General features: G+C 68.1%; 27 protein-coding genes. 22 read left to right on the top strand and 5 right to left on the bottom strand.

Annotation, left to right across the window (positions count from 1 at the left end; genetic code table 11):
• Positions 1-26: 26 nt before the first annotated feature.
• Positions 27-1,574 carry a sugar ABC transporter ATP-binding protein gene (locus AC3A6X_RS16665; protein WP_487843227.1) on the bottom strand — a complete coding sequence of 516 codons (1,548 nt, stop codon included), beginning with the start codon at positions 1,572-1,574 and terminating at the stop codon, positions 27-29.
• Positions 1,567-2,811 carry an ROK family protein gene (locus AC3A6X_RS16660; protein ID WP_487843226.1) on the bottom strand — a complete coding sequence of 415 codons (1,245 nt, stop codon included), beginning with the start codon at positions 2,809-2,811 and terminating at the stop codon, positions 1,567-1,569. The genes AC3A6X_RS16665 and AC3A6X_RS16660 overlap by 8 nt, the downstream gene beginning before the upstream one ends.
• Before the next feature lie 331 nt (positions 2,812-3,142).
• Between AC3A6X_RS16660 and AC3A6X_RS16655 the strand changes: the two genes are divergently transcribed.
• Entirely contained in the window at positions 3,143-4,552 is a 1,410-nt protein-coding gene (locus AC3A6X_RS16655) for an MFS transporter (protein ID WP_487843225.1), read from the top strand.
• Between the two features lie 300 nt (positions 4,553-4,852).
• Here the strand turns inward: AC3A6X_RS16655 and AC3A6X_RS16650 are convergent, their stop codons facing one another.
• Positions 4,853-4,999 carry a hypothetical protein gene (locus AC3A6X_RS16650; protein WP_487843224.1) on the bottom strand — a complete coding sequence of 49 codons (147 nt, stop codon included), beginning with the start codon at positions 4,997-4,999 and terminating at the stop codon, positions 4,853-4,855.
• 38 nt (positions 5,000-5,037) lie between these two features.
• The gene (locus tag AC3A6X_RS16645; protein ID WP_106561269.1) at positions 5,038-5,823 is read right to left on the bottom strand and encodes an IclR family transcriptional regulator domain-containing protein; all 786 of its coding nucleotides are present in this window, start codon (positions 5,821-5,823) and stop codon (positions 5,038-5,040) included.
• Between the two features lie 161 nt (positions 5,824-5,984).
• Here AC3A6X_RS16645 and AC3A6X_RS16640 point away from each other — a divergent pair, with 161 nt between their 5' ends.
• From AC3A6X_RS16640 to AC3A6X_RS16560, 17 genes are all read left to right on the top strand, one after another.
• Positions 5,985-6,908, top strand: coding sequence for a shikimate dehydrogenase family protein (locus AC3A6X_RS16640; protein WP_106561268.1), 924 nt, complete (start codon positions 5,985-5,987; stop codon positions 6,906-6,908).
• Positions 6,909-6,930: 22 nt separating this feature from the next.
• Positions 6,931-7,785: a sugar phosphate isomerase/epimerase family protein gene (locus tag AC3A6X_RS16635; protein WP_106561267.1), complete on the top strand. Its 855-nt coding sequence runs from the start codon at positions 6,931-6,933 to the stop codon at positions 7,783-7,785.
• Positions 7,786-7,813: 28 nt separating this feature from the next.
• A complete protein-coding gene (locus AC3A6X_RS16630; RefSeq protein ID WP_487843223.1) occupies positions 7,814-8,413 on the top strand; it encodes a TRAP transporter small permease in 600 nt (199 codons plus the stop codon).
• Position 8,414: 1 nt separating this feature from the next.
• Positions 8,415-9,695: a TRAP transporter large permease subunit gene (locus AC3A6X_RS16625; protein ID WP_487843222.1), complete on the top strand. Its 1,281-nt coding sequence runs from the start codon at positions 8,415-8,417 to the stop codon at positions 9,693-9,695.
• A 43-nt stretch (positions 9,696-9,738) separates the two neighbouring features.
• Positions 9,739-10,743 carry a TRAP transporter substrate-binding protein gene (locus tag AC3A6X_RS16620; RefSeq protein ID WP_487843221.1) on the top strand — a complete coding sequence of 335 codons (1,005 nt, stop codon included), beginning with the start codon at positions 9,739-9,741 and terminating at the stop codon, positions 10,741-10,743.
• A gap of 30 nt (positions 10,744-10,773) precedes the next feature.
• Positions 10,774-11,814 carry a Gfo/Idh/MocA family protein gene (locus tag AC3A6X_RS16615; RefSeq protein WP_487843220.1) on the top strand — a complete coding sequence of 347 codons (1,041 nt, stop codon included), beginning with the start codon at positions 10,774-10,776 and terminating at the stop codon, positions 11,812-11,814.
• Positions 11,811-12,650, top strand: a complete 840-nt coding sequence (locus AC3A6X_RS16610) for a shikimate dehydrogenase family protein (protein ID WP_487843219.1) — start codon at positions 11,811-11,813, stop codon at positions 12,648-12,650. The genes AC3A6X_RS16615 and AC3A6X_RS16610 overlap by 4 nt, the downstream gene beginning before the upstream one ends.
• A gap of 8 nt (positions 12,651-12,658) precedes the next feature.
• The gene (pcaB, locus tag AC3A6X_RS16605) at positions 12,659-13,870 is read left to right on the top strand and encodes a 3-carboxy-cis,cis-muconate cycloisomerase (protein WP_487843218.1); all 1,212 of its coding nucleotides are present in this window, start codon (positions 12,659-12,661) and stop codon (positions 13,868-13,870) included.
• Positions 13,867-14,304: a carboxymuconolactone decarboxylase family protein gene (locus AC3A6X_RS16600; RefSeq protein ID WP_487843217.1), complete on the top strand. Its 438-nt coding sequence runs from the start codon at positions 13,867-13,869 to the stop codon at positions 14,302-14,304. Before pcaB ends, AC3A6X_RS16600 begins: the two co-directional genes overlap by 4 nt.
• Entirely contained in the window at positions 14,301-15,065 is a 765-nt protein-coding gene (locus AC3A6X_RS16595; protein ID WP_487843216.1) for an alpha/beta fold hydrolase, read from the top strand. The genes AC3A6X_RS16600 and AC3A6X_RS16595 overlap by 4 nt, the downstream gene beginning before the upstream one ends.
• 102 nt (positions 15,066-15,167) lie before the next feature.
• On the top strand, positions 15,168-15,644 hold the full coding sequence (locus AC3A6X_RS16590) for a type III secretion system chaperone (protein WP_487843215.1): 477 nt from the start codon (positions 15,168-15,170) through the stop codon (positions 15,642-15,644).
• Positions 15,645-15,655: 11 nt separating this feature from the next.
• Complete coding sequence (locus tag AC3A6X_RS16585; protein ID WP_487843214.1) at positions 15,656-17,257, top strand: hypothetical protein; 1,602 nt, start codon at positions 15,656-15,658, stop codon at positions 17,255-17,257.
• Positions 17,221-18,054, top strand: coding sequence for a hypothetical protein (locus tag AC3A6X_RS16580; RefSeq protein ID WP_487843213.1), 834 nt, complete (start codon positions 17,221-17,223; stop codon positions 18,052-18,054). Before AC3A6X_RS16585 ends, AC3A6X_RS16580 begins: the two co-directional genes overlap by 37 nt.
• A 77-nt stretch (positions 18,055-18,131) precedes the next feature.
• Positions 18,132-18,806 (top strand): DsbA family oxidoreductase, encoded by a 675-nt coding sequence (locus AC3A6X_RS16575; protein WP_487843212.1) that lies wholly within the window; start codon positions 18,132-18,134, stop codon positions 18,804-18,806.
• An 81-nt stretch (positions 18,807-18,887) separates the two neighbouring features.
• Positions 18,888-19,652, top strand: coding sequence for a class II aldolase/adducin family protein (locus tag AC3A6X_RS16570; protein ID WP_487843211.1), 765 nt, complete (start codon positions 18,888-18,890; stop codon positions 19,650-19,652).
• On the top strand, positions 19,552-19,902 hold the full coding sequence (locus AC3A6X_RS16565) for a 4-oxalocrotonate tautomerase (RefSeq protein WP_487843210.1): 351 nt from the start codon (positions 19,552-19,554) through the stop codon (positions 19,900-19,902). Before AC3A6X_RS16570 ends, AC3A6X_RS16565 begins: the two co-directional genes overlap by 101 nt.
• A gap of 44 nt (positions 19,903-19,946) precedes the next feature.
• The gene (locus AC3A6X_RS16560; RefSeq protein WP_487843209.1) at positions 19,947-20,495 is read left to right on the top strand and encodes a hypothetical protein; all 549 of its coding nucleotides are present in this window, start codon (positions 19,947-19,949) and stop codon (positions 20,493-20,495) included.
• Positions 20,496-20,508: 13 nt separating this feature from the next.
• Here AC3A6X_RS16560 and AC3A6X_RS16555 read toward each other — a convergent pair whose 3' ends face one another.
• Positions 20,509-21,372: a LysR family transcriptional regulator gene (locus AC3A6X_RS16555; RefSeq protein ID WP_487843208.1), complete on the bottom strand. Its 864-nt coding sequence runs from the start codon at positions 21,370-21,372 to the stop codon at positions 20,509-20,511.
• 75 nt (positions 21,373-21,447) lie between these two features.
• On the opposite strand from AC3A6X_RS16555, the gene AC3A6X_RS16550 reads away from it, so the two are divergent.
• From AC3A6X_RS16550 to AC3A6X_RS16535, 4 genes are all read left to right on the top strand, one after another.
• Complete coding sequence (locus AC3A6X_RS16550; protein ID WP_487843207.1) at positions 21,448-22,629, top strand: YbfB/YjiJ family MFS transporter; 1,182 nt, start codon at positions 21,448-21,450, stop codon at positions 22,627-22,629.
• Positions 22,630-22,665: 36 nt separating this feature from the next.
• On the top strand, positions 22,666-23,259 hold the full coding sequence (locus AC3A6X_RS16545) for a carboxymuconolactone decarboxylase family protein (RefSeq protein WP_487843206.1): 594 nt from the start codon (positions 22,666-22,668) through the stop codon (positions 23,257-23,259).
• A 124-nt stretch (positions 23,260-23,383) separates the two neighbouring features.
• Positions 23,384-25,111 (top strand): ABC transporter permease, encoded by a 1,728-nt coding sequence (locus tag AC3A6X_RS16540; RefSeq protein WP_487843205.1) that lies wholly within the window; start codon positions 23,384-23,386, stop codon positions 25,109-25,111.
• Between the two features lie 21 nt (positions 25,112-25,132).
• The gene (locus AC3A6X_RS16535; protein WP_487843204.1) at positions 25,133-26,443 is read left to right on the top strand and encodes an ABC transporter ATP-binding protein; all 1,311 of its coding nucleotides are present in this window, start codon (positions 25,133-25,135) and stop codon (positions 26,441-26,443) included.
• The last annotated feature ends 18 nt before the right edge of the window (positions 26,444-26,461 follow it).

Raw genomic sequence — 26,461 nt, 5'->3', positions numbered from 1 at the left:
GATGTCTCCTGGATGCGCCGCGGGCTTCAATGCAGCACGAGCGTGTGGGTGGCGGCCGCGCCGGTGGCGAGCGCGACGATGTTTTCCTGCGTGATGGCCAGCGCGCTCGCGCCGCCGACCTCGCCGACCAGGTGGCCTTCGCGCATCACGATCACGCGGTCGCAGATGCCCACCACCTCGGCCAGCTCGCTCGAGATCACCAGCACGGCGACGCCGCGCCGAGCCAGCTCGTCGATCAAGCGATAGATCTCGCTCTTGGCGCCGATGTCGACGCCGCGGGTGGGCTCGTCGAGGATCAGCACCTTCGGCGCCAGCTCCAGCAGGCGCGCGAGCAGCACCTTCTGCTGGTTGCCGCCCGAGAGCGAGCCGACGTTGATGCGCGCCGAGGGGACGCGGATGGAGAGCTGCGAGATCGCGTCGCGGGCACGCTGCGCGGCGCGCTTGCCGTCCATCACGCCGCCCGGCCTGGCGTCGCGCGGGCTCACCATCACGTTGATGTTGTCGCGCACCGAAAGGTCGAGGAACAGGCCCTGGCCCTTGCGGTCCTCGGTGAGGTAGAGGATGCCCGAGCGGATCGCGTCGATCGGCCGCGCGATGTCGAGCACCGCGCCGCTGCCGTTCAGCGACACATCGCCGCCGGTGCGCGGATCGGCCCCGAAGATCAGCCGCGCCAGCTCGGTGCGGCCGGCGCCGACCAGCCCGGCCAGGCCCAGCACCTCGCCCGCATGCATCTCGAAGCTGCAGCCGTGCACGCGCCGGCCGTCGCGCAGGTCGCGCACCGTCAGCGCCTTCTCGCCGGTGTGCTGGCCGTGGTGTTCCTTGCGGTAGAAGCCCGAGAGGTCGCGGCCCACCATCATCTTCACCAGCCGGTCGCGCGAGAGCTCGGCGCGGCTGAGCGTGCCCACGTAGCTGCCGTCGCGCAGCACCGTGACCTCGTCGGCCAGCTCGTCGATCTCGTCCATGCGGTGGCTGATGTACAGAATGGCCATGCCCTCGTCGCGCAGCCGGCGGATCAGCGCGAAGAGGCGGTCGGTCTCGTGCGTGGACAGCGGCGTGGTCGGCTCGTCCATCACCAGGATGCGGCAGTCGAAATGCACCGCGCGCGCAATCTCCACCAGCTGGCGCTGCGCGATCGACAGCTCGGCCACGCGCACGGCCGGCCCGAAGTCGGCGCCCAGCCGCTGCAGCGTCGCCTCGCAGGCGGCGTGCATGCCGGCGCGGTCGACCAGGCCGGCGCGGCGCAGCGCCCGGCCCATGTAGATGTTCTCGGCGGCCGTGAGGTTGGGCGCCAGGCTCAGCTCCTGGTAGATCACCGACACGCCCAGGTGCTTGGCTGCCAGCGGCCCGTCGATGTGGACCGGCTTGCCGTCGATGAGGATCTCGGCGCCGGGGTCGGGCATGTAGGCGCCAGAGAGCACCTTCATCAGCGTCGACTTGCCGGCGCCGTTCTCGCCCATCAGCGCGTGGACGCGGCCGGCGCTGGCGCGCAGCTGCACGTCCTGCAGCGCCTTGACGCCGGGGAAGGTCTTGGAGATCTTGCGCAGCTCGAGCAGCGCAGGCGGGGAGTCATGCATTCGCAGTCTCCTGGTGGCGGGGGTGGGAATGGCCGCGCAGCACGTCCGCGCGCGGCGAGAAGTTGAAGAACATCGGCAGGCTGGCCGCGCCGATGGCGCCGGCGTCGGCGCGGAAGCTGCCGCGCAGGATGCGTGGGGTCTGGCGCGCCTCGGGGGCGATGGCGCGCAGGCCCTGGTCGAGGCCCTGCATCAGCTGGTCGATCAGGCCGCTGTCGATGTCGCAGTCGATCACCACCACCGGCAGGTCCAGCACCGCCAGCGAGGCGCGGGTGGAGGGCACCAGCGCGTCGATGCAGTCCTCCAGCCATTCGCTCACCTCGGGCCGGCCCGCTTGGACGCAGGCGTCGAGGCCGGCGTGGTCATGCACCGCGATGCCCTGGTGGCGCAGGTGGCGCGTGAGCGCGTTGAGCGAGGCGCGCGACAGCAGGATGTCCCAGCGGCGCGCCGGCACCGGCGCCGAGGCCAGGCGGCTGGGCGGCACCGGCATCAGGCCCAGGTCGGCCGCGTTGCCGCTGGCGCCGCGCAGGCTTTCGCCGCCGATCACCGCGCCGGCGCCCAGCGCCGCGCCGATGAAGATGTAGAGGAAGTCGTTTTCCTCGCGCCCGACGCCGAAGAACAGCTCGGCAATGGCGGCCGCGTTGCCGTCGTTTTCCTTGAAGACCGGCTGGTCGACCGCCTGCGCCAGCATCTCGCCGAAGTCCACCTCGTCCCAGATGCGGAAGTCGGCTTCCAGGTCGAGCTCGCGCAGCCAGGCGCCGAGGTTGTAGGGCTGGGCCAGGCCAATGCCCATGAGGCGGCCGCGCTGGGCGCGGTCGAGCGTGTCGATCATGCGCAGCACGTCCTCGCGCACCAGCGCGAGCGCCTTGTCGGGGTGGGGCAGCAGCAGGTCGTGCGCGGCGCGCGCCAGGATGCGGCCGCCCAGGTCGATCATCACCGTCTCGATGCTGGTGCGGTCCAGCCGCACGCCGATGCCGTAGGCGCCCTCGGGATTCACGCGGTACAACCCGGCGGGCTGGCCGCGCTGGCCTTCCTGGCGGCGGCCGGCGGGCTCGATCAGGCGCGATTCCTCCAGCGACTGCACGATGCTGCCCACCGCCGTGTTGGTGAGCTGGGCCCAGCGCGCGAGGTCCGCCTTCGAAGCCTCGCCGGCGCGGCGCAGGCGCTGCAGCAGGCTGCGCTCGTTGTAGAGGCGCAGGTTGACCGAGTTCGTGCCCCGACCGGGACCGGCTGTCGTCACTGGCTGTCTCCTTGTTCTGCGGAAGCGCTGATTAATTAATTCAAGTTGAATAAATAGTAGAAGCGGGCCGTGGCAAGGCCATCCCGGGTTAACCCGGAAAAATGCAAAAAAGTATGTGTTCAGGCGGGTGGCGGGCCTCTGTGGAGGGGTAGGGCGGCATCACGGTATCGATCCGCACCCCTTGCAATCCGCGGACTCGGACAAACCCCTATTCCGCGCGAAAGTCGCACAGCAGCGATCGATGATCGAACGCGGCGCTCGGCCGTCACATTGCCGGCGATCCCAGGGCAGACCTACAGTCGCCTCGCCCCCAATCCAACGGAGACATTCCATGAGCAAACCCCAGGAGCACGAGCCCAGCGGCCGGCACCAGTCGAAGAAGGCCGCCGCCAGCGGCTGGATCGGCTCGGCGCTCGAGTACTACGACTTCTTCATTTACGCCACCGCGGCGTCGCTGATCTTTCCGCAGATCTTCTTCCCCAAGGGCGATCCGAAGATCGCCATCGTCGCCTCGCTGGCGACCTACGGCGTCGGCTACGTGGCGCGGCCCATCGGCGCCTTCTTCCTCGGCCACTGGGGCGACACCCATGGCCGCAAGCAGGTGCTGGTCCTGTGCATGTTCCTGATGGGCTTCTCGACCATCGCGGTCGGCCTGCTGCCCACCTACGACCAGGTCGGCCTGCTGGCCCCGCTGCTGCTCGTGATCTGCCGCCTGGTGCAGGGCTTCGCGGTGGCCGGCGAGATCTCGGGCGCCAGTTCGATGATCCTGGAGCACGCGCCTTTCGGAAGGCGCGGCTTCTTCGCCAGCTTCACGCTGCAGGGCGTGCAGGCCGGCCAGATCCTGGCGGCGGCGGTGTTCCTGCCGCTCGCGCACTACATGCCCACCGAGCAGTTCAACAGCTGGGGCTGGCGCATTCCCTTCCTGCTGAGCTTCATCGTGATCGTCGCGGGCTACATCATCCGCCGCGAGGTCGACGAGACGCCTGCCTTCGCCGAGGAAGGCCAGCAGCACCAGCGCCCGCGCTCGCCCATCGTCGACGCCTTCAAGTACAGCTGGAAGGACATGCTGCGCGTGGTGTGCATGGCGCTGATGAACGTGATCCCGGTCGTCGCCACCATCTTCGGCGCCGCCTACGCGGTGCAGGCCGCCTACGGCATCGGCTTCGCGAAGGACATCTACCTGTGGATTCCTGTGCTGGGCAACATCCTCGCGGTGGCGGTCATTCCCTATGTGGGCAACCTGTCCGACAAGATCGGCCGCAGGCCGCCCATCATCTTCGGCGCGCTGGCGTCGGGCCTGCTGGCCTTCGGCTACCTCTATGCGATCAGCATCAAGAACGTGCCGCTGGCGATCTGCATGTCGCTGCTGATGTGGGGCGTGGTCTACCAGGGCTACAACGCCGTGTTCCCGAGCTTCTACCCCGAGCTGTTCCCGACCCGCACCCGCGTCTCGGCGATGGCGATCTCGCAGAACATCGGCACCGCCATCACGGCCATGCTGCCGGCGCTGTTCGCCACCGTGGCGCCTCCCGGCGCACCCAACATCCCGCTGATCGTCGGCTCGCTGGCCTTCGGCATCACGGTGATTGCGGCGATTGCCGCGCTGAGTGCGCGGGAGACGTATCGCATTCACATGAACGATCTGGGCAATCCGGATGCAGTGCCGGTGCCTAAGCCGGACTATGAGCGGATGCGGGAGCAGACGATTGAGGATGGGAGGTTGGCGAAGGCGGCGGGCTGAGGGCCGGAGAGCTGGCATCAAGCGGAGGCCGCAAGAGGGGGAATTTCGTTCCTGGCCTCTTGCGGCCTTTTGCTTTCTCAGGCGACCCTGTAAAGATGCTTGTTCAACTCTTTGCCTCCCAACACCCGGGGGAGGCCAAGCCAGCGCGTCAGCGCTGCGGCCCCACTCCCGTCGAGGGGCCGGATTCTGGGGCCGATCAGGCCAGAGTAAATCTGGTCTTTTGTCGCTGAAATGTGTCCTGGCTCACCGTTTCCGGCCTGCCGGCGTCCCCGCTCCCAGCGCTACCAGAGGGACAGGACGTCAGTCACGCGCTTTTTCGCAAAGACCAAATGTTTCCCCGGCCAGCGGCGAATGAGCTGTCCCAGCTTCGGCCGCCAGCTCCTGCGTCGGCGCAGTCTCGATCGGCGTGAGTTCGAAGCGCTGCAGGAAGCCGTCGATGCGTTGCACTTCGATGGACCAGGCGAAGGGTTCGCTGCGCCGCTCTTTCAGATCAGATTGCGCATCGCCTGCGCCGTCTCGCGCAGCAGGGGCAGTACGCGGGCGACCGCATCGTCGCTGCTTTCGTGGCCCATCGGCATGGTGATGTTGAGCGCGCCCACCAGCTCGCCGTGCCGGTCGCGCAGCGGCACCGCGATGCCGCGCGAGTTGAGGTCCAACTGCTGCTCCGACAGCGCCCAGCCCTGCGCGCGGATGCGCGCCAGCTCCAGCTTCATGCGCTCCTTGCTCGAGATGGTGTGCGAGGTGAAGACGGTGAGCTCGTGCGTGGCCAGCCAGTGGCCGCGTTCCTCGTCGCTGCGCATCGCCAGCATCAGCATGCCCGAGGCCGTGACCTGCGCCGGCACGCGCGCGCCCAGCACGTAGCCGGTGCTCATGCTGCGGTTGGGGCCGTTGCGTGCGATGTAGACCACCTCGTCGCCGTCCATCACGCTGAGGTAGGCGATCTCGTGCGTGCCCGCCGCCACGCGCTGCAGGAAGGGCTGCACGATGCGCGGCAGCCGCGCCGACTCCAGGTACGACTGCCCCAGGCGCAGCACCCGCGGCGTCAGCCAGAAGAGCTTGCCGTCGCCCGCCACGTAGCCCATGTGCTGCAGCGTCAGCAGGTAGCGCCGGGCGGCGGTGCGGGTCATGCCGGTGCGCTGGCCCGCCTCGCTGGCGGTCATGCGCGGGTGGGCGTCGTCGAAGGCCTCGATGACCGACACGCCGCGCTCCAGGCCGGCGATCCAGTCGCGCTTGTCGAGTCCGGGCGGGGCAGGGGAGGCATCGATGGTCATTGGGGACAAACCCTGGATTCGTTCGATTATCGATCGCGTTCGAGCGATGAGCGCGCTATTCTGCTGCCTTCCTCTTGGGTCGTGCAAGCCGGCGTCCTACATTAGCGGCGCTCCCCGGCAATTTGCGCGATAGCCGAACAACACCGAGCGAGACAAAAGCCATGTTCCCCTTCATCGCAGGCAGCACCGACCTCTACCTGATCCCCGGCGATCCGGTGACGAACGTTCGCCTGCCGCGCATGTTCAACGCCGTCTTCGAGCGCTTCGGCATCGACGCGGTGATGGCGCCGGCACGCGTGGCGACGCGCGACTTCGCAGTCTTCGTCAAGGCCTCTTTCCTCGCCAAGAACGTGCGCGGCATGGTGATCGCGCCGCCGCACAAGCCGCTGGCGGTGGACCTGCTCGACGGCGCCGGCCTGTTCGGCCGGGTGGCCGGCTCGGTCAACGTGGTCAAGCGCATCGCCAACGGCGAGCTCGAGGGCGACCTGTTCGACGGCGAAGGCCTGCTGGGCGCGCTGGACCACTACAACATCCCCTTCCGCGGCAAGCGCGTGCTGATCCTGGGCGCCGGCGTCAGCGCGGCGGCGGCCGGCGTGGCGCTGGCCGAGGGCGGCACGGTCAATGGCGCGGAGCACATCGCCTTTCATGACATCTCGGCCGGCAAGGCCGCCGGCGTCGCGGCCAAGCTCGACGCCTTCTTCGACGCCACCACCGTCGCGGTCGACAGCAGCGACCCGGCCGGCTACGACCTGGTCGTCAACGCCACGCCGCTGGGCCTGAAGGAGGGCGATGCCCTGCCGGTCGACGTGGCGCGCATGGAGCCGCACGCGGCGCTGTTCGACATCCTGCTGCGCAACCAGCCCACGCCGCTGGTGCAGGCAGCCCGCGCGCGCGGCCTCAACGCCCAGGCCGGCTTCGAGATGCTGATCCAGCAGATGCCGTACTACCTCGACTTCTTCGGCCACACGGCCGCGGCGCATGGCGTGCGCGAGGACGCGCGCTTCCTGCGCGAGCTGATCTATCCCCAGGCGATGGCGGCGGAGATCGACGCGCCGCTGCGCTACCACTCCGACAGCGTCGCCTGACCCGGCACGCACCACACACACCATGGCCATCTCGCTCGACCGCTTCGGCTTCAACACCGTCACCATGGGGGGCGACCTCGGCCACAAGCTCGAATGCATGAAGGCCGCGGGCTTCGCCGGCGTCGAGCTGTGGGCGCGCGACCTGATCGCCCATCCGGCCGGGGTCGAGAAAGCGGCCGAGCTTGTGAAGTCCAGCGGCCTGAAGGTGACCGACTTCCAGCCGCTGCGCGACTTCGAATGCGCGCCCGACGCCATGCGTCCGCACCGGCTCGAGATGGCGCGCGAGCAACTGCGCCAGATGGCGCTGGTCGGCACCGACCTGCTGCTGGTGTGCTCCACCACCTCGCCGCTGGCCATCGACGACCCCGAGCGCGCGGCCGAGGACCTGCGCACCCTGGCCACGCTGGCCACGCCGCTGGGCATTCGCATCTGCTACGAGGCGCTGTCCTGGGGCCGGCACGTGAACCGCTGGCACCAGGCCTGGGACATCGTGCGCCGCTGCAACCGGCAGAACGTGGGCCTCAACCTCGACAGCTTCCACATGTCGGTGCACGGCGACGACACGCCCGAGACGCTGGCGCAGCTGGCCGAGGTGCCGGTGGAGAAGATCTTCCTGGTGCAGCTGGCCGACTACTTCTTCGAGTACAGCGACCGGCAGGCCGACATGATCGAGCTGGCGCGCCACCAGCGCCTGTTCCCCGGCGAGGGCCTGCACGACGTGCGCGACCTGGTGCAGCTGCTGGAGCAGAAGGGCTACCGCGGCCACTACACCTTCGAGGTCTTCAACGACGACTACGTGAACTCCGACCCGATGGTAGTCGGTCAGCGCGGCATGAAGAGCGCGCGCTGGATCAGCGAGTCGGTCATCGGCGCATAGAAAACAAGACGGCAACAGGAGACAAGCAATGACAAAAATCTTTTCGTGGTACTGCCGGGGGCTCGAGGGCTTGATGGCACTGATGCTCGCCATCATGGTCGTGATGGTGTTCGGCAACGTGGTGCTGCGCTACGGCTTCAACTCGGGCATCACGGTGTCGGAGGAGGTGTCGCGCTGGCTCTTCGTCTGGATGACCTTCCTGGGCGCTATCGTCGCTGTGCGCGAGCACGGCCACCTGGGCACCGACATGCTGATCGCCAAGCTGCCGACCTGGGGCAAAAAGCTGTGCCTGGTGGTGGCGCACGTGCTGATGCTCTTCGCCTCCTATCTTCTGCTCACCGGCAGCTGGCAGCAGACGCTGATCAACTGGGACGTGAGCGCGCCCACCACGGGGGCCTCGGTCGCCATCTTCTACGTCGTCGGCGTGGTGTTCGGCGTCTCGGCGATCGTGTTCCTGCTATACGACCTGTGGCGCGCGCTGAGCGGCCAGCTGAGCGACGCCGAGCTCGTGATGGTTCACGAGTCGGAAGAGCAGGGCGACATCGACAAGATCAACGCCGAGCTGGCCCGCCGCGATGCCGAAGAAGCCGCGCAGCGCCGCACCAACAACCCGACGAACGGACGCTGACATGACGATCGCCATCTTCCTCGGTGCCCTGCTGGGCGCCATGGCCATCGGCGTGCCGATCGCCTACTCGCTGCTCTTGTGCGGCGTCGCGCTGATGTGGCACCTGGACCTGTTCGATGCGCAGATCCTGGCGCAGAACGTGATCAACGGCGCCGACAGCTTCCCGCTGCTGGCCGTGCCCTTCTTCATGCTGGCCGGCGAGGCCATGAACCAGGGCGGGCTGTCGCGGCGCATCGTGAACCTCGCGCTGGCGGTGGTGGGCCATGTGCGCGGTGGGCTCGGCTACGTCGCGATCGTGGCGGCCTGCATCCTGTCGGCGCTGTCGGGCTCCGCGGTGGCCGATGCGGCCGCGCTGTCGGCGCTGCTGATCCCGATGATGGTGGCCGCCGGCCACGACAAGGCGCGCTCGGGCGGCCTGATCGCGGCTTCCGGCGTGATCGGCCCGATCATCCCGCCCTCGATCGGCTTCGTGATCTTCGGCGTGGCGGCCAACGTGTCGATCTCCAAGCTGTTCCTGGCGGGCATCTTCCCCGGCATCCTGATCGGCGCGTCGCTCTGGTTCACCTGGTGGTGGCTGGTGCGCAGGGAAACGATCCAGCCGCCGCCGCGCAAGTCCAGGGGCGAGGTGCTCAAGGCGCTGCGCGACTCCTTCTGGGCGCTGCTGCTGCCCTTCATCATCCTGATCGGGCTGCGCTTCGGCATCTTCACGCCGACCGAGGCGGCCGTGGTCGCGGCGGTTTATGCGATCTTCGTCGCCACGGTGATCTACCGCGAGCTCAAGCCCTCGCAGTTCTATGGCATGTTCGTCTCCGCCGCCAAGACCAGCGCGATCGTGATGTTCCTGGTGGCCGCCGCCATGGTTTCGGCCTGGCTCATCACCGTGGCCGACCTGCCGAGCAAGCTGGTGGCGCTGCTGCAGCCGCTGATCGCCAGCCCGATGCTGCTGATGTTCGTCATCATGCTGCTGGTGATCGCGGTCGGGACGGCCATGGACATGACACCCACCATCCTGATCCTCACGCCGGTGCTGATGCCGGTGATCAAGGCCGCGGGCATCGACCCGATCTACTTCGGCGTGCTGTTCATCATCAACAACTCGATCGGCCTCATCACGCCGCCGGTGGGCACGGTGCTCAACGTGGTGGCCGGGGTGGGGCGCATGAAGATGGACGAAGTCACCCGCGGCGTGCTGCCCTTCGCCATTGCCGAGTTCGCCATGATGTTCCTCATGGTGCTGTTCCCCCAGCTCGTCATCTGGCCGGCGCGCCTGCTCAGCGGCTGAGAATTTTTTTGCTTTCCCGATTTAACCCAAGGAGACTCACGTCATGAAAAACATCTTTCGCAACACCTTGATCGCCGTGGCCGCCGCCGTCGCCATGGGCGGTGCCGCCGCCCAGGTGAAGGAGCGCACGCTCAAGTTCGCCTTCCAGAACCAGACCGGCCACCCGCAGGCGCAGGGCGCGCAGAAGTTCGCCGACCTGGTGGCGGAGAAGTCGGGCAAGAAGATCACGGTCAAGCTGTTCCCCGGCGGCACGCTGGGCGGCGACCTGCAGACCGTGTCTGCACTGCAGGGCGGCACCATCGAGGTCACGGTGCTCAATGCCGGCATCCTCACGGCGCAGGTGAAGGAGTTCGCGGCCTATGACTTCCCCTTCCTCTTCAACAGCGCGCAAGAGGCCGATGCGGTGACCGACGGCCCCTTCGGCAAGAAGCTGCTCGCCAAGCTCGACGAGAAGAGCCTGCACGGCCTGGGCTACTGGGACCTGGGCTTCCGCAACCTGACCAACAGCAAGCGCCCGATCGCCAAGGCCGAGGACATCGCCGGCCTCAAGATCCGCGTGATCCAGTCGCCGATCTACATCGACCTCTTCAACACGCTGGGCGCCAACGCCACGCCGATGCCCTTCCCGGAGCTGTACTCGGCGCTGGACCAGAAGGCGGTCGACGGCCAGGAGAACCCCAACACCGTGATCGCCTCCTCGAAGTTCGCCGAGGTGCAAAAGCACATCACGCAGACCCGCCACATCTACAACCCGCAGGCGCTGATCATCAGCAAGAAGGCCTGGGACGGCATGAGCGCCGAGGAAAAGAAGATCATCGAGGACTCGGCGGCCGAAGCCACGAAGTTCCAGCGCGAGACCTCGCGCGCGGCGGCCGACACCGCGCTCGACTCGCTCAAGAAGGCCGGCATGATCGTCACCGAGCTGCCGCCGGCCGAGATGGCCAAGCTGCGCGACAAGGTCAAGCCCGTGATCGACAAGTATTCGGCCTCGGTCGGCGAGGCGACGGTGAAGGAACTGATGGCCGAGGTGGCTAAAGTCCGCAAGTAGGCCCGGGCGTCGGGCCTGAAGGAGAGCACCATGGGGAAGCTGCGTCTCGCGATCGCCGGGGCCGGCCTGATCGGCCGGGCCCACTGGAAGCGCATGCTCGCGAGCAGCGCCTGCGAGCTGGCGGCCTTCGCCGATCCTTTCCCCAGCACGGCCGCGCTGGCTGCCGAGGCCGGCGTGCCCCTGTACCCGACGCTCGAGGCGATGCTGGCCGCCGAACGGCCCGACGGCGTGATCCTGGCCACGCCGAACGCGTTGCACGTATCGGGCGCGCTGGCCTGCGTCGAGGCCGGCGTGCCGGCGCTGGTCGAAAAGCCCGTGGGTGGCTCGCTGGACGAATCCAGGCAGCTGGCCGATGCGGCCGAAGCAGCCGGCGTGCCGATCCTCGTCGGCCACCACCGGCGCCACAGCGGCATCCTGGAAGCCGCCTGCGACACCATCGCCAGCGGCCGCCTGGGCCGGCTGGTGGCGGTGACTGCCAGCGCCACCTTCCACAAGCCCGACGACTACTTCGACGCCGACTGGCGCCGGCGGAAGGGCGGCGGCCCGATCCTGATCAACCTGGTCCACGAGATCGACAACCTGCGTGCGCTGGTGGGCGAGATCGTCGAGGTGCAGGCCTTCGGCTCCCACGCCGTGCGCGGCTTCGAGGTCGAGGACACGGTCGCCGTCAACCTGCGCTTCGCCAACGGCGCGCTCGGCACCTTCATGCTCTCGGACGCGGCGGCGAGCCCCCGCAGCTGGGAGCAGAACTCGGGCGAGAACGCCGCTTTCGAGCAGCACCCCGACCAGGACTGCTACGTGATCGCCGGCACGCGCGGTTCGCTGCAGGTGCCCACGATGTGCCTCTACGAGTACCTGGGCCCGGCCTCCTGGCAGAACCCGCTGGTGAAGAGCCGGGTCGAGATCCGCGAGATCGATCCGCTGACACACCAGCTCGAACATTTTTGTGCCGTCGTGCGGCGCGAGGCGCCGCCGCGCGTCACGGTGCGCGACGCCATCCGCACGCTGGCCGTCACGCTGGCCGTCGAAGAGGCGGCGCGAACAGGCCTTCGGGTCCCCATCACATCATGATCAACATTTCAGGCAAGACCACCCTCATCGCGCACGTCGGCTATCCGACCGAGAGTTTCAAGGCGCCGATGATCTACAACCCCTGGTTCGAGGCCCGCGGCATCGACGCGGTCGTCGTGCCCATGGGCGTCAAGCCCGAGGACTACGAGGCCTTCTTTCCCTTGCTGTTCCGCATGAGCAACATCCGCGGCGCGCTCGTGACCATGCCCCACAAGGTCACCACCATGGCGCTGGTCGACGAGCTCACGCCCGCCGCAAAGATCGCCGGCGCCTGCAACGCCGTGCGCAAGGAGGCCGACGGCCGGCTGGTCGGCGACCAGTTCGACGGCGCCGGCTTCGTGCGCGGCGTGCAGCGCAAGGGCTGCAAGCTGGAAGGCGCGCGCGTGCTGGTCTCGGGCAGCGGCGGCGTGGGCTCGGCCATCGCGGCCTCGCTGGCCGCGGCCGGCGTGGCCGAGCTCTCGCTCTTCGACACGCGGGCCCAATCGGCCGAGGCGCTCGGCGAGCGGCTGAAGGCGCATTACCCCGCGCTGCGCGTGGCCAGCGGCTCCAAGGACCCGGCCGGCCACGACCTGGTGGTCAATGCCACGCCGCTGGGCATGAAGAAGGACGATCCGCTACCCTTCGACGTGGACCGCATCGCGCCTTCGACCTTCGTCGGCGAGGTCGTGATGAAGTCCGAATACACGCCGCTGCTGCGTGCCGCCAAAGACAAGGGCTGCGCGGTGCAGGTCGGCACCGACATGCTGTTCGAAATGATCCCCGCCTACCTCGAGTTCTTCGGCTACGGCACCGCCACGCCGGACGAGCTGCGGGCGACGGCGCGCGTCGCTTACTGAAGCTTCCCATGAGCATCTTCGAGGGCTTCCTCTCCACCTCCGAAACCCTGGCCGCCTTCAGCGACCACGCCTTCGTCGCCGCCATGCTGCGCTTCGAGTCCGCGCTGGCGAATGCGCAGGCGGCCGAGGGCCTGATCCCCGAATCGGCCGCGCGCTCCATCGTCGGCAGCTGCAAGGTCGAGCTCTTCGACGTCGCCAAGATCGTGCGCGACAGCGGGCGCGCCGGCAGCGTCGCGATCCCGCTGGTCAAGAGCCTCAAGGAGTCGGTCGGCCTCTTCAACGCCGAGGCCGTGCCCTTCGTGCATTTCGGCAGCACCAGCCAGGACGTGATCGATAGCGCGATGGCCCTGGTCACGCGCGAGGCCGTGGCGCTGGTCGAGGCCGACCTGCACAAGGCTGCGCAGGCGCTGCTCGCGCATGCGAAGCAGCACGCTGCCACGCCCATCCTCGCGCGCACGCTGATGCAGCCGGCCTCGGTGACCAGCTTCGGCCTCAAGTGCGCCGGCTGGGCCGCGCCGCTGGTGCGCAGCCGCGCGCGGCTGGCCGAGGCGGCGCGCCGCGCGCTGCAGGTGCAGCTCGGCGGCGCCGTCGGCACGCTGGCGCAGATGAAAGGGCAGGGGCCCGCGGTGCGCCGCCGCATGGCGCAGGAACTGGGCCTGGGCGACCCTGGCCAGACCTGGCACACGCAGCGCGACGAATGGGTGGCGCTCGGCTGCGAGCTGGGCCTGATGGTCGGCAGCCTCGGCAAGATCGCCAGGGACATCGCGCTCATGGGCCAGTACGAAGTCGGCGAAGTCGCCGAGCCCAGCGAGCCCGGCCGCGGCGGTTCGTCCGCCATGCCGCACAAGCGCAATCCCGTGGCCTCGATGGTGGCGCTGGCCGCCGCGCAACGTGCCCCGCAGCGCGTGGCCGCGCTGCTGGCCGCCATGCCGCAAGAGCACGAGCGCGCCCTGGGCGCCTGGCAGGCCGAGCTGGCCGAATGGCCCCAGTTGCTGATGAGCGCGCACGGCAGCGTGCGCGCCCTGGCCGCGGCCTTGCCCGGCCTGCAGATCGACGCCGCGCGCATGCGTGGCAACATCGAGCGCCTGCGCGCCGAGCTGCCGGCCGAGGCCGCCGACGAGTGGTTCGACCCGGCCATGGCCGGCGCGGCCTCCACCATCGCGCTGGCGCAGGTTCATGCCCTGCAGGACCAGTTGAACCAAGGGAACCACGCACGATGACCGCATCCTCCTCACCGCCCGCCGGCGACTACGAAGCCGGCCTCCTCAACCGCCGCCGCATCCTCGGCGATGCCTGGGTCGACAAATCCCTGGCCAACCGCAACGCCTTCAACAGCGAGTTCCAGGAACTGATCACGCGCCACGCGTGGAACGACATCTGGGGCCGCCCGGCCCTGGGCGACAAGACGCGCCGCTTCATGGTGCTGTCGATGATGCTGGGCATCCATGCCTACGAGGAATTCGCAATGCACGTGCGCGCCGCGCTCGATGGCCCGCCCGAGTCGCGCCTGTCGCCCGAGGAGATCAAGGAAGTGATCATGATGGCCGCCATCTATTGCGGCGTGCCGGTGGCCAACCATGCCTTCGGCATCGCCACCGCGATCCTGCGCGAGAAGGGCCTGCTCGAGGAGCGCAGCAAGGAGGACAAGGCATGACGCGTCTCAACGTGCTGCGCGAGGGCGAGGGCCCCATCGTCGTGCTGAGCCATGCGCTGGGCTGCGACCTGCACATGTGGGACGGCGTGGCCGAGGTGCTGGCGCGGGCCCATACGGTGCTGCGCTACGACCACCGCAACCACGGCGCTTCGGAGGTGGTGCCCGGCCCGCTGAGCCTGCAGGCGCTGGCCGACGATGCCGCCGCGCTCATCGCGCGCGAGACCGAGGGCGAGCCGGTGCATTTCGTCGGGCTCTCGATGGGCGGCATGACGGCGCAGGCGCTGGCGCCGAAGCATCCCGAGCTGCTGCGCAGCGTGGTGATTGCAAATTCCTCCGCCTGGTACACCGACCGCGCACCGTGGCGCACACGCGTCGAGACGGTGCAGGCGCAGGGCGTGGCGGCCATCGCGCCCGGCGCCGTCGCGCGCTGGCTCACCCCCGCCTACGTGAGCACGCCCGAGGGTGCCGAGACCGCGCGCCGCCTGCACGACACCCTGGTCGCCACCGACGCGGCCGGCTACATCGCCAGCTGCGAGGCGGTGGCTGCCATCGACTTCCGCGAGAGCAACCGCGCCATCCGCACGCCCACGCTGGTGATTGCCGGCAACCAGGACGAGGCCACCCCGCCCGCCATGTCCGAGGCCATGGCGCAGGCCATTCCCGGCGCGAAGCTGGCCCGCATCGATGCCGCGCACCTCAGCGCGGTGGAGCGGCCGGTGGAATTTGCCCAGCTGCTGATCGACTTCTGGCGCGGCCTCTGAAGCGCTGAAGGGGCCATGGAACCCTAGAGCTTCCCGCGTTACTCAGGCAGGAGTACCTCCATGCGAGGGGGTACGAACCGTTTCACTGCCGGAGTCACGCCTGTGAGCTTTCATTTCGATCCCCAGTACGTCAGCCAGCGCCTCGGCGAGGTCGGGCCCGACGCCGAGAACCTTTCGGTCATCGTCCAGGACGACGATTCCACCTGGACACTCGCCTTCGAGAGCGAAGTCACCGTTCTCATCCTCGCCGAATGGGCCGAGGAGCCTGCCCGCCTGGTCCTGAGTGCCGACATCGGCACGCCGCCGGAAGGCCGCGCCGCCCAGGTTCACAAGACTGCACTTTCCTACAACACGCTGTGGCGCGACACCGGTGGCGCCCGTATCGGCATGGGCGGCGAGGCAGGGGATCTGCTCCTTGTGCGCGAGCTGGACCCGGAGAGCGTGCAGGGCGGCGAATTCGCGCGCGTTCTCGAGCAGTTTGCGGCGGTTGCGCAGTGGTGGGAAGGCTATGTGACCAGCGAAGAAATTGCCATTCCTGCATCTGCGCCGGCGATGGCGCAAATGGCGGCTCGGATTTAAGGAGAAGAACGATGGGTAACAAGGTAAACAATTACAAGCCTCAGCAGAGCTTCGACAGCTTGGTGGTCGCTTTCGACGGCGCTTTGACAACCAATAAAGGGAAATATCTCATCGCTGAAAAAGAGAAAGGCGAACACGAGATAGATGGAATCATGCGGGATGACGTCTGGTGTCTTGATCGGAAGGGCGCAGATAACGGTGTGCGGGCTGCGGCGTACCGCCTGAGTGGGCGCAGGGCGGAGGATTACAAGGAAGCCAGAGTACTTTTGGACGCCTTGGTTACCCGCGCCGTTGAAGAAGGAGTTATAGACAGTGGCCATAAATCGGTAGTAGGCATCAACAAGATCCTCCAGACAAGCAGTTCCAAGCGTCGCATCAAAATAAATGAGATCAGCGCGCACGTCAATAGCATCATCGAGGCCAGCAAGACCAAAGTACAAAAAACCGCGGAAGCAGTACAAAAAGACATTTTCGTTGAGAACAATGAGATATTTCATTTTATCGATGACGTCGCGACACTAAAACTGCAGAGTGATCCTGGGCCGCGCGAAAGTGCATTTAAACGCGCCGATGAGCGCGGTAGCGGCACCCTGTTAAGAGAAATTGACGCTATCAATTGGCAGGCTGCCACGCTTCTTTCGAAACTGGGTGCCAAGACTGCCGATCGCCTGAAGTTGGCCAAGCCATCCTTCACTACGTCTAAAAAGGCCGAAAGAGCAACGCCCAATCCTGGGAATTTGCTTAAAAAAATTTCCGATTGGCCAGAGATTAATTTCCAAATTGAGGTGAGCTCATTTTTTGAGGCCACCAGCACACCTGACGCCTTCAAAGAAGCAAGCAAGAAATTGCTTGTGGCCTTGGCCGAGCAGGAGTCTGTTCTGCGATTGACAGGAAATTTATTGGCTGAGGAGTTTCTGGAAACAATCGACAAAGAAGATCAGGACAAACTTAAAAAATTGGTTCAGGAAGCGAAAGCACTTCTTGAGAAGGTTGAGGGTAAACATTCGCCTTTTGCTAATCTGAAGGAACTGGCCTTTTCGGGATACAACCGGCCGGTCGAGACCGCTCCGGAAGTGGTAACTATGCGGACAGATCTTCTGCTCTCGTCAAGCCAGACGGTCCCGCCGCATCTCAAGGGAAGTTCGGTCGTCAACCCGCCTCCGATCGTCAACCCGGCGCAGGGCGCCAACCCGCCTCCGATCGTCAACTCGGCGCAGGGCGCCAACCCGCCTCCGATCGTCAACCCGGCGCAGGGCGCCAACCCGCCTCCGATCGTCAATCAGGCGCAGGTCGTCAATCCGGGTTCGAGCGGCCTCGCTCAGACTCTCTACGCAAAAGCCCAGACGAGTTCTACCGCGCTTCGCACGCGACTGGATGAATTTGGCGAGCGCATGGGAACCAAGTACGAGGAAGCCATGGTGTTCTTCGGAGGGCAGGCCAAGAAGGCCGAGAACGGGCTGCGTGCGATTATCTTCGCCGAAGCGCGTGCGAAGCGTCAGGCTGAGAATGCCAAACGGCAAGCACACAACAATTCGCTTCTTGCTGGATTTAAACTGGCACTACTTCGGTTCCCACGGTGCTCGCCGACGCGTTCTTGGAGATCTGCGAAGTAAAGGGCCCGAAACAGCATATTTTTTCCACCGTCACAAGGTGGGTGGAAAACCACTTCGAGTCCCTCAAAAAGGATGAACAAGCGGCTGCTCCCAATGAACTGGCAAAAAAGACGCTTGCTGTACTGAATTTGGCCGTGAAGTGCAAGAGTGGCTTGAACGAGTCTGAGGACAGAAGCGACTTCTACCGAGATGTCGAGCCATTCCTGGCAGACCTGCCAGTGCACAATAACAACTCCTGGGTCACAAGTGCGGCAATTGATAATCTCTTTACGTACGGCATCCGGGGACTAGCGTCAACAATGTTGGAGGCGCAAATTGGAGGCCTGTTCAAGGCGGCAGATCACATGGCAAAAACCACGGAGGCATTCAATCAGCAGCCGCAGTCCACGGAAGCGTCTGAAAAGCTCGGAAAAGCAATGAAGCAGTTCAAGGCGCAGGCAGAGTCGGTGCGGTTGACGATTTCTCAGGCTATCGACTACAACCATTTTGCGGCGAAGTTGTTCACTGACGAGGAGTTTGTGGTGAACGCTCCAATTGCGGTCCGGCCGCTTATGCGGCGTCTAGGAAAAGCGCTACAGGACTTGATTGAAACCGCCCTTGAGCCGAACGGACCCGTTGCTGCCGCATATCGCATGGCCGACGCAGCGGCGATTGCGCCAGACGACGTCTTCTCGCATCTGAACGCAGGCGTGTCGGCTCCGCCTGTCACCGAGGTTTCATCGCCGGAGGTTGTGCCGCTGTCGCCGTCGGCTGCCGTTCGGCCGCGTCCGAAACACCCCCTGGTTGCCAAACAGTAGGGCCATGACGACCGCGGCGCCCCGCACGTCTGCGGCCACCTTCATGATTGCGGTTTTTCACGAGCCGCCATCAGCCCATGCCCTCCCACCTCCGCATCGACTTCGTCTCCGACATCTCCTGCCCCTGGTGCGCCGTCGGCCTCGGCGCCCTCGAAGCCGCACTGAAGCGCGTGGCCCCCGAGATCACCGCCGACCTCCACTTCCAACCCTTCGAGCTCAACCCCCACATGCCGCCCGAAGGCCAGGACGCCTACGAGCACCTGCACGAGAAATACGGCAGCACGCGCGAGCAGCAGGCCCAGAACCGCGAGGCGATCCGTGCCCGTGGCGCTGCAGTGGGCTTCGAGTTCCGCAGGGAAGGGCGTTCGCGCATCTACAACACCTTCGACGCGCACCGCCTGCTGCACTGGGCCGCGCTCGAGGATGCAGCCAAGCAGGTCGCGCTCAAGAAGGCGCTGCTCAAGGCCTGCCACACCGATGGCGAGAACCCCTCCGATCCCGAGGTGCTGGTGCGCCTGGCCGCCGAAGCCGGCCTCGATCCACAGCGCGCACGCGCCATCCTCGACAGCGACGAATACGCCGCAGAGACGCGTGAGCGCGCGCGCCTCTACACCGATGCCGGCATCCACTCGGTGCCGGCCATCATCATCGACAACCAACACCTGATCTCGGGTGGCCAGCCGGTGGAAGTGTTCGAGCGCGCCCTGCGCCAGATCGCTGGCGCCGCGCCGGCCACCACCGCCATGGCCTGAGCGCAAGTTGTCTCGCGTTGCTGGGGGAAAATCCCGCATCCAAATTGAGCGGCGCCTTGGTCCTGCGGCCGCATCCATTGCATGAACCAGCACCTCAAGACCGGCCAACGTCCGCCACGCACCGAGCGCCAGGTCCGCATCGACCTCGCCGCCGCCTACCGCATGGCCGCGCAGAACGGCTGGGACGACACCATCTACACCCACCTGTCGGCCAGCGTGCCCGGCGAGCCCGGCCACTACCTGCTCAACCCCTTCGGCGCGACTTTCGACGAGATCACGGCATCGAGCCTGGTCAAGGTGAACGTGCGCGGGGAGGTCGTCGACGGCTCGGGCGCGCCCGTCAACCCCAGCGGCTTCGCGATCCATGGCGCGGTGCATGCGGCGCGGCCTGATGTCGAGTGCGTGATCCACCTGCACACGCCCTGGGGCGTGGCTTTGTCGATGCTGCCGGAAGGCCTGCAGCCGACCTCGCAGTACGCCATGCGGCTGCACCATCGGCTCGGCCGCCATGCCTATGAAGGCCTCGCGCTGGGCGCCGACGAGCAGCGGCGGCTGGTGGCGGACCTCGGTGCGCTCGATGGCCTGATCCTCGACAACCACGGCCCCCTGGTCGTCGGCCGCACCGTGGCCGAGGCATGGATGCTGATGCACCTGCTCGAGCGCGCCGCGCAGGCGCAATTGCGCGCCATGGCGGCCACCGGCGGCGCGGTGCGCGTGGTGAGCGAGACGCTCGCTGCCCGGACCTATGGCGAGTGGGTGGGCGACGGAAGCGAGTGGGACGGCGACCTGGAATGGCCAGCCCTCTTGCGGCGGCTGGACCGCAGCGCGCCCGGCTATCGCGATTGACCGACCCGCCGATCAACCATTCAACGACCCACACCGGAGAGACCCCATGCCCACCATTCGCGTCGAGATGTTCGAAGGCCGCACCCTCGAACAGAAGCGCGCGCTCGCGCAAGCCCTGACCGAGGCCACCGTGCGCACGCTCGGCGGCTCGCCCGAGGCCGTCGACATCCTGTTCTACGACATCGCGAGGCAGGACTGGGCCACCGGCGGCAAGCTCTGGAGCGATCCGGCGCCGCCGCCGGCCGGCTGAGCGCGCGTGCCCGCGCGCCGGCGCCGGGGGCACAATGGCTGCCCATGCGCCGCCTTATCGTCGTCTCGATCCTGAGCACCCTCGGCACCTTGTCCGGTGCGGAGGTGATCCGTTGTGCCGACGCTGCCGGCAACGTGAGCTACACCGACAGCGCCTGCCCGGCGGGTGCCAGTCCCGTGGGGCGCGTTTCGACCCCGCCCCCGGCACCGCCACCGGGCGAGCGAAACGCCGATGCCGGCCGGCCGAGCCTGCCGCCACGCCCAGCGATGGAAGCCGCTGCGCCCGCACCGCCGCAGGCGCCATCCGGCCCGGTCATCATCGACCACCGCGCCGGCGCCGACCGGCCCACCGATTCACGCCGCAGCGATCGCGGCGACGACTACTCGGTGATCGACGACGGCTACGGCTATCCCGGCGCCTATCGCCAGCCCCGGCCGCCGCGCGACATGCGCCCGCGCATCCGCAACTGCGACGCCACTGGCTGCCACGACACCCAGGGCAACCACTACGACCGCGCCGGCCAGTTGGACCGCTACCAGGGCCTCGACGGCAAGACCTGCCGGCCGGTGGGCACCACGACGATCTGCCGCTGAGCCCCTCGGCGCATCAGCGCTTGTCGAGCATCTCGATCAGCCGCGCCAGCGCCACCGAGGGCGTGCCGCGCCACACCAGGTGCGTGCGGTTCGCGCGCACGCGCTCGGGCAGCACATGCTGGCGCACGTCGGCCGTGGCGCGCAGCGCCTTGAGCACCGACAGCGGCACGATCGCGAAGCCCGTGCCCGCCGCCACGCAGGCGATCATGGCCTGGTAGGAAGAGAACTCCAGCGAGCGCGAGGGCAGCACGCCGCCCTTGCCCAGCCATTGCTCCAGCAGCCGCCGATAGGAGCAGCCCTGCGCGAAGGCGATCAGCGTGGCGCCGGCCAGGTCGCCCGGGCGCGTGACCGAGGCCACGCTGCGCGCGGTGATCAGCACCAGCTCTTCCTCGAACACCGCGAGCGACTCGAAGCCGGCCGCGGAGAAGGGCTGCGAGACGAAGGCAGCCTCCACCTCGAAGGCTTCCAGGCGCTTGAGCAGTGCACCCGTGGTGCCGCTGACCAGCTCGACCACCACGCCCGGATAGAGCTTGTGATAGCGCGAGAGCACCGGCGGCAGCCGGCTGCCCGCGGTGCTCTCCAGCGAGCCCAGCCTGAAGGTGCCGGCCGGCACCTCGCTGCGCAGCTCGCTCTCGGCTTCCTCGGCCAGGCGCAGCAGGCGGTCGGCGTAGGGCAGCAGCTTGCGCCCGGCCGGCGCCAGCGCGAGCGAGCGGCCCTGGCGCAGGAAGAGCCTGTGGCCCAGCCGCTCCTCCAACTGCCGGATGCGGGTGGTGACGTTCGATTGCACGCGGTTGAGCTTGCCCGCCGCGCGGATCACGCCGCCTTCGCTCACCACGGTGCGGAAAATCTCCAGGGAGTCGAGGTCGATCGTTCTCATGGTTCTCGAATCGAGAATGGTTGTTCTCGATAATTCATTTGTGGAACTCCCGGATTCTGCGTCCAATGGACTCCCATGTCGAACCCCTCTCTCAGCCTGCCCCGGCCTTCCTTCGCGGCGATCTGCCTGGCCGGCCTGATCGCATTGGCGATCGCGATGGGCATCGGCCGCTTCGCCTTCACGCCCATGCTGCCGCTCATGATCCGGGCCGGCAGCGCCGACGTGGCCGCGGGCGGCTGGCTGGCCGCGGCCAACTACGCGGGCTACCTGCTGGGCGCGCTCACCACGGCGCGCCTTCCGCTCACACCGCAGCGCGTGGGCTTGCTGGCGCTGGCGTTGATCGTGGCCTCGACCGCCGCCATGGGCTGGACCGCCTCGCTGCCGGCCTGGCTGCTGCTGCGCTTCGTGGCTGGCGTGGCCAGCGCCTGGGCGCTGGTGAGCACCAGTGTCTGGTGCCTGGCCTGGCTGTCGCGCTTCGAGCGGCCTGCTGGCCCGGGCTTGCTGTATGCGGGCGTGGGCACGGGCATCGCGTTGGCCGGCCTTTATTGCTGGCGCGCGGGCGCGGCCGATGTCGCGCCCGATGCGCTGTGGCTGCAGCTCGGCGCGCTGGCGCTCGTGGGCCTGGCTGCGGTGGCGCTGCTGATGCCGCGCGGCGCGCCCGGCGCACCTGGCGCCGCTTCGCCTGCGCCCGCGGCGGCCGGGCCGGCGACGGCGGGCGGCGTGGCCTGGGGCCTGGTGATCAGCTATGGGCTGCTCGGCTTCGGCTACATCCTGCCTGCCACCTTCCTGCCGGTGCTGGCGCGCGCGGTGGTCGACGATCCGGCCGTCTTCGGCGCCGCCTGGCCGGTGTTCGGCGCGGCGGCTGCAGTCTCCACGCTGTTCGCGAGCCTCGCGCTGTCGAAGATGGCGCGGCGCCATGTGCTGGCCGGCAGCCATGCCCTGATGGCGCTGGGCTGCCTGCTGCCGGTGCTGCACTTGTCGGCGCTCACCGTGCTGCTGGCCGCGTTGCTGGTGGGCGGCACCTTCATGGTCGCGACCATGGCCGGCATGCAGGAGGCGAGGGCGCGCAGCCTCGGCGACCCCACGCGCGCGCTGGGCCGCATGACCGCGGCCTTCGCGATCGGCCAGATGGCGGGGCCCATGCTGTCGTCCCTGCTCAGCGGCAGCACGCAGGGCTTCGGCGGCCTCTTCGTCGCACTGGCGATCGGCGCGCTGGCTTTGGCGGGCAGCGCCTGGTGGCTGGCGCGTGCCGCATGATCCGCACCTCATCTCTTCGCTGAAAGGAAAGCATCCATGTACGAACAAGGCCATACCCGACCCTGGGCCGAGCGCCTGCCGATGCCGGCGGCCGACACCATGTCCGAGGCGCAGCGCAAGGCTGCGCAGACGCTGATCGACGGCCCGCGCAAGGGCGTCTTCGGCCCCTTCATCCCGTTGCTGCAAAGCCCGGTGCTGATGGAGCGCATCGGCAGCCTGGGCGAGTACCTGCGTTTCGACAGCGGCCTCGATGCGCGCGTGCGCGAGCTGGTGACCAGCGCGGTCTCTCGCGAAGTCGGCAACCAGTTCGAGTGGCTGCTGCATTCGCAGGCAGCGGTCAAGGCCGGCGTGAGCGCCGAGGCCCTCGAGGCGCTGCGCCTGGGCCGCCGCGCAGCGCCCCTGGCCGACGACGAGCAGCTCGCCCTCGACTTCGCCCTCGAGCTGCTGCGCCACCATGGCGTGAGCGAGCCGACGTACGCCGCGGCCGAAGCGCGCTTCGGCAAGCAGATCGTCGTCGAGCTCAGCACGCTGGTGGGCTACTTCGTGATGGTGTGCTGGGTGATGAACGTCGCGCACACGCCGGCGAAGGGCGCAGAGGGGCAAGCGGGGCTCGAGGCCTTCCCGCTGTAGTCGGGCGCCCCGGCCGGGCCGGGCCGCGATCAGGGCTTGGTCAGGTTCGCCAAAGGCAGCACGGGCAGGATGGCGCCGCGCCGCGGACAGGGTCTGCGATTCCGACCCTGCCTCTCCGCTGCCCATGCTCGACAAACGCTTCTTCCCCCGCCAGGCCGTGGCCGCCGGCGGCAACCGCTGGGACTGGGCCCTGCTGCCGCTGGTCCTGGCCCTGCTGTTCGCGCTGGCCTGGGGTGGTTCGCAGATGGTCCGGCCCTACGAAGTGGGCGAGGCGATGCCGATCAGGCTCGATGCCTGGGTGCTGCCGTACTACCTGCTGCGCACCACGCTGCGCATGTTCCTCGCGCTGGCAGCCTCGCTGGTCTTCAGCTGCATCTTCGCCACGCTGGCCGCCAAGTACCGCGCGGCGGAGCGGGTGCTGGTGCCGGTGCTCGACATCCTGCAGTCCATACCCATCCTCGGCTTCCTGTCGATCACCGTCACCGGCTTCATCGCGCTCTTCCCGGGCAGCCTGCTGGGTGTGGAGTGCGCGGCGATCTTCGCGATCTTCACCTCGCAGGCCTGGAACATGGCCTTCAGCCTGTACCAATCGCTGCGCACCGTGCCGGCCGAGCTGCGCGAGGCGGCGGCCGTGTTCCAGCTCTCGGGCTGGCAGCGCTTCTGGCGGCTGGAGCTGCCCTTCGCGATGCCGGGCCTGCTGTGGAACATGATGATGTCGATGTCCGGCGGCTGGTTCTTCGTGGTGGCCTCGGAGGCCATCTCGGTGTCCCACCAGAGCATCAAGCTGCCGGGCGTCGGCTCCTACATCGCGATGGCGATTGAGGCGCGCGACCTGGGCGCCATCGGTTGGGCCATCGGCGGCATGCTGGTGGGCATCGTGCTCTACGACCAGCTGTTCTTCCGGCCGCTGATCGCCTGGGCCGACAAGTTCCGGTTCGAGGAGAGCGGCGGCGAGGACGCGCCGCGCTCCTGGCTGCTGACCTGGCTGCGCCGCACCGACCGGCTCAAGCGCATCGGCCTCGGCATCGCCCGGCTGCTCGAGCGTTCGCTGCTGCTGTTGCGGCTCGACCATGACGGCACCTCGATCAAGGCCCGCCCGCGGCCGCCGCACCGCGCGGCGGAGCGCGTGTGGGACGCCACGCTCGCGGCCGCCGTGCTGCTGGCGGTGGTCTGGCTGGTGCGCTTCATCCACACCGAGGTTGGCTGGGCCGAGGTCGGGCACGTGTTCGTGCTCGGGCTCTACACGCTGGCGCGGGTGCTGGTGCTGATCGCGCTGGCGGCGCTGATGTGGGTGCCCTTCGGCATCTGGGTCGGCATGAGTCCGCGCTGGGCGGGGCGGCTGCAGGGCGTGGCGCAGTTCCTGGCCGCCTTCCCGGCCAACCTGATGTTCCCGGTGGCGGTGCTCTTCATCGCGCGCTGGCACCTCAATCCGAACATCTGGCTGTCGCCGCTGATGGTGTTGGGCACGCAGTGGTACCTGCTCTTCAACGTGATCGCCGGCGCCTCGGGCGTGCCGACCGAGCTGCGCCTTGCAGCTCGCAACCTCGGGCTGACCGGCTGGCTGCGCTGGCGGCGCTACCTGCTGCCGGCCGTGTTCCCGAGCTTCGTCACCGGGGCCATCACGGCCAGCGGCGGCTCGTGGAACGCCAGCATCGTGGCCGAGTACGTGAGCTGGGGCGACACCACCCTGCAGGCCGACGGCCTGGGCAGCTACATCGCGCACATGACCGCCATCGGCGACTTTCCGCGCATCGCCTTGGGCATCGGCGTGATGTGCGTGTTCGTCATGGCCCTGAATCATTTCGTCTGGCGGCGGCTCTACGAGCTGGCCGAGAACCGGATGCACTTTTGAACCGAAGCGAAGGAGAAAGCCATGGCCGAAGCCATCGTCGAACTGCAGGGCGTGGGCAAGTCCTTCCGCTCTTCCGAGGGCGCGGCCCGCTCGGTGCTGGAGGGCGTGGACTTCCGCCTGGCCGAGGGCGAGATCGTCGCGCTGCTGGGCCAGTCGGGCTCGGGCAAGTCGACGCTGCTGCGCATCCTCGCCGGCCTGATCGGCGCGGACGCCGGCGCCGTGCGCTACCGCGGCCAGCCGCTGTATGCGCCGGCGCGCGGCGTCGCGATGGTGTTCCAGTCCTTCGCGCTCTTCCCCTGGCTCACGGTGCAGCAGAACGTGGAGCTGGGCCTGGAGGCGCGCGGCATCGCGGCGGCCGAGCGGGCACGCCGCGCCGCGGCGGCGATCGAGCTGATCGGGCTCGCCGGCTTCGAGGGCGCGCTGCCGCGCGAGCTCTCCGGCGGCATGCGCCAGCGCGTGGGCATCGCGCGCGCGCTGGTGGTCGAGCCCGAGGTGCTGCTGATGGACGAGGCCTTCTCCGCGCTGGACGTGCTCACCGGCGAGCGCCTGCGCGACGACATCCTGCGGCTGTGGGACGGCGGCGCCATGCCGACCAAGGCGATGCTCGTGGTGTCCCACAACATCGAGGAGGCGGTGCTGATGGCCGACCGCGTGTTGATCTTCGCCAGCGACCCGGGCCGCGTGCGGGCCGAGCTGCCGATCTCGCTGCCGCGGCCGCGCGACGGCGACAGCCTGGAGGTGCGCGCGCTGATCGACGAGGTCTACGCGCTCATGACCGGCGGCGCCGGCCTGGCGCGCGTCGAGCCGCTGCACCTGCAGCTGAGCCACCGCCTGCCCGACGCCGACGTCGGCCGCATGGAGGCGCTGCTGGAGATGCTGATCGACGGCGAGCGCCAGGGCCGGGTCGACCTGCCGCAGCTGGCGGAGGAGGCCGAGCTCGCCGACGACGCGCTGCTGCCGCTGGCCCAGGCGCTGGCGCTGCTCGGCTTCGCGCACTTGGCCGATGCCGACCTGCACCTCACGCCGCTGGGCCGGCGCTACGTGGAGGGCGCGCACACGCTGCGCCAGGAGCTCTTCGGCCAACAGCTGCTGGCCCGTGTGCCGCTGGCCGCGCACATCCGCCACAGCCTGGAGCAGGCGCCGTCCGGCGAGCTGCCGCAGGAGCCTTTCCTGCAGCTGCTGAGCGACAGCCTTGACAGCGCGGTCGCCGAGCGCGTGCTGCGCACCGCGATCGAATGGGGCCGCTACGGCGAGGTGTACGAGTACGACTTCCACACCGGCCTGATCCACCTGCCGGTCGGCGATGACGCAGGAGACGCGGGGCCTGGCTGAGCGGCCGGCTGGGCCGCG

The organism is Variovorax sp. Soil_C_12 (assembly GCF_057657375.1).
Note: the sequence above shows the minus strand (reverse complement) of the source record. Positions and strands in the feature narration are given on the sequence as shown.

Bases quoted from the DNA above. Each gene is read 5' to 3' on its own strand.
- AC3A6X_RS16565 (WP_487843210.1), top strand. From the start codon at position 19,552: ATGGCGAGTGGGTGGGCGACGGAAGCGAGTGGGACGGCGACCTGGAAT.
- AC3A6X_RS16635 (WP_106561267.1), top strand. From the start codon at position 6,931: ATGGCCATCTCGCTCGACCGCTTCGGCTTCAACACCGTCACCATGGGG.
- AC3A6X_RS16555 (WP_487843208.1), bottom strand. From the start codon at position 21,372: ATGAGAACGATCGACCTCGACTCCCTGGAGATTTTCCGCACCGTGGTG.
- AC3A6X_RS16625 (WP_487843222.1), top strand. From the start codon at position 8,415: ATGACGATCGCCATCTTCCTCGGTGCCCTGCTGGGCGCCATGGCCATC.
- AC3A6X_RS16630 (WP_487843223.1), top strand. From the start codon at position 7,814: ATGACAAAAATCTTTTCGTGGTACTGCCGGGGGCTCGAGGGCTTGATG.
- AC3A6X_RS16595 (WP_487843216.1), top strand. From the start codon at position 14,301: ATGACGCGTCTCAACGTGCTGCGCGAGGGCGAGGGCCCCATCGTCGTG.
- AC3A6X_RS16545 (WP_487843206.1), top strand. From the start codon at position 22,666: ATGTACGAACAAGGCCATACCCGACCCTGGGCCGAGCGCCTGCCGATG.
- AC3A6X_RS16550 (WP_487843207.1), top strand. From the start codon at position 21,448: ATGTCGAACCCCTCTCTCAGCCTGCCCCGGCCTTCCTTCGCGGCGATC.
- AC3A6X_RS16615 (WP_487843220.1), top strand. From the start codon at position 10,774: ATGGGGAAGCTGCGTCTCGCGATCGCCGGGGCCGGCCTGATCGGCCGG.
- AC3A6X_RS16600 (WP_487843217.1), top strand. From the start codon at position 13,867: ATGACCGCATCCTCCTCACCGCCCGCCGGCGACTACGAAGCCGGCCTC.
- AC3A6X_RS16620 (WP_487843221.1), top strand. From the start codon at position 9,739: ATGAAAAACATCTTTCGCAACACCTTGATCGCCGTGGCCGCCGCCGTC.
- AC3A6X_RS16535 (WP_487843204.1), top strand. From the start codon at position 25,133: ATGGCCGAAGCCATCGTCGAACTGCAGGGCGTGGGCAAGTCCTTCCGC.
- AC3A6X_RS16655 (WP_487843225.1), top strand. From the start codon at position 3,143: ATGAGCAAACCCCAGGAGCACGAGCCCAGCGGCCGGCACCAGTCGAAG.
- AC3A6X_RS16640 (WP_106561268.1), top strand. From the start codon at position 5,985: ATGTTCCCCTTCATCGCAGGCAGCACCGACCTCTACCTGATCCCCGGC.
- AC3A6X_RS16610 (WP_487843219.1), top strand. From the start codon at position 11,811: ATGATCAACATTTCAGGCAAGACCACCCTCATCGCGCACGTCGGCTAT.
- AC3A6X_RS16540 (WP_487843205.1), top strand. From the start codon at position 23,384: ATGCTCGACAAACGCTTCTTCCCCCGCCAGGCCGTGGCCGCCGGCGGC.
- pcaB (WP_487843218.1), top strand. From the start codon at position 12,659: ATGAGCATCTTCGAGGGCTTCCTCTCCACCTCCGAAACCCTGGCCGCC.
- AC3A6X_RS16645 (WP_106561269.1), bottom strand. From the start codon at position 5,823: ATGACCATCGATGCCTCCCCTGCCCCGCCCGGACTCGACAAGCGCGAC.
- AC3A6X_RS16665 (WP_487843227.1), bottom strand. From the start codon at position 1,574: ATGCATGACTCCCCGCCTGCGCTGCTCGAGCTGCGCAAGATCTCCAAG.
- AC3A6X_RS16560 (WP_487843209.1), top strand. From the start codon at position 19,947: ATGCGCCGCCTTATCGTCGTCTCGATCCTGAGCACCCTCGGCACCTTG.
- AC3A6X_RS16575 (WP_487843212.1), top strand. From the start codon at position 18,132: ATGCCCTCCCACCTCCGCATCGACTTCGTCTCCGACATCTCCTGCCCC.
- AC3A6X_RS16585 (WP_487843214.1), top strand. From the start codon at position 15,656: ATGGGTAACAAGGTAAACAATTACAAGCCTCAGCAGAGCTTCGACAGC.
- AC3A6X_RS16570 (WP_487843211.1), top strand. From the start codon at position 18,888: ATGAACCAGCACCTCAAGACCGGCCAACGTCCGCCACGCACCGAGCGC.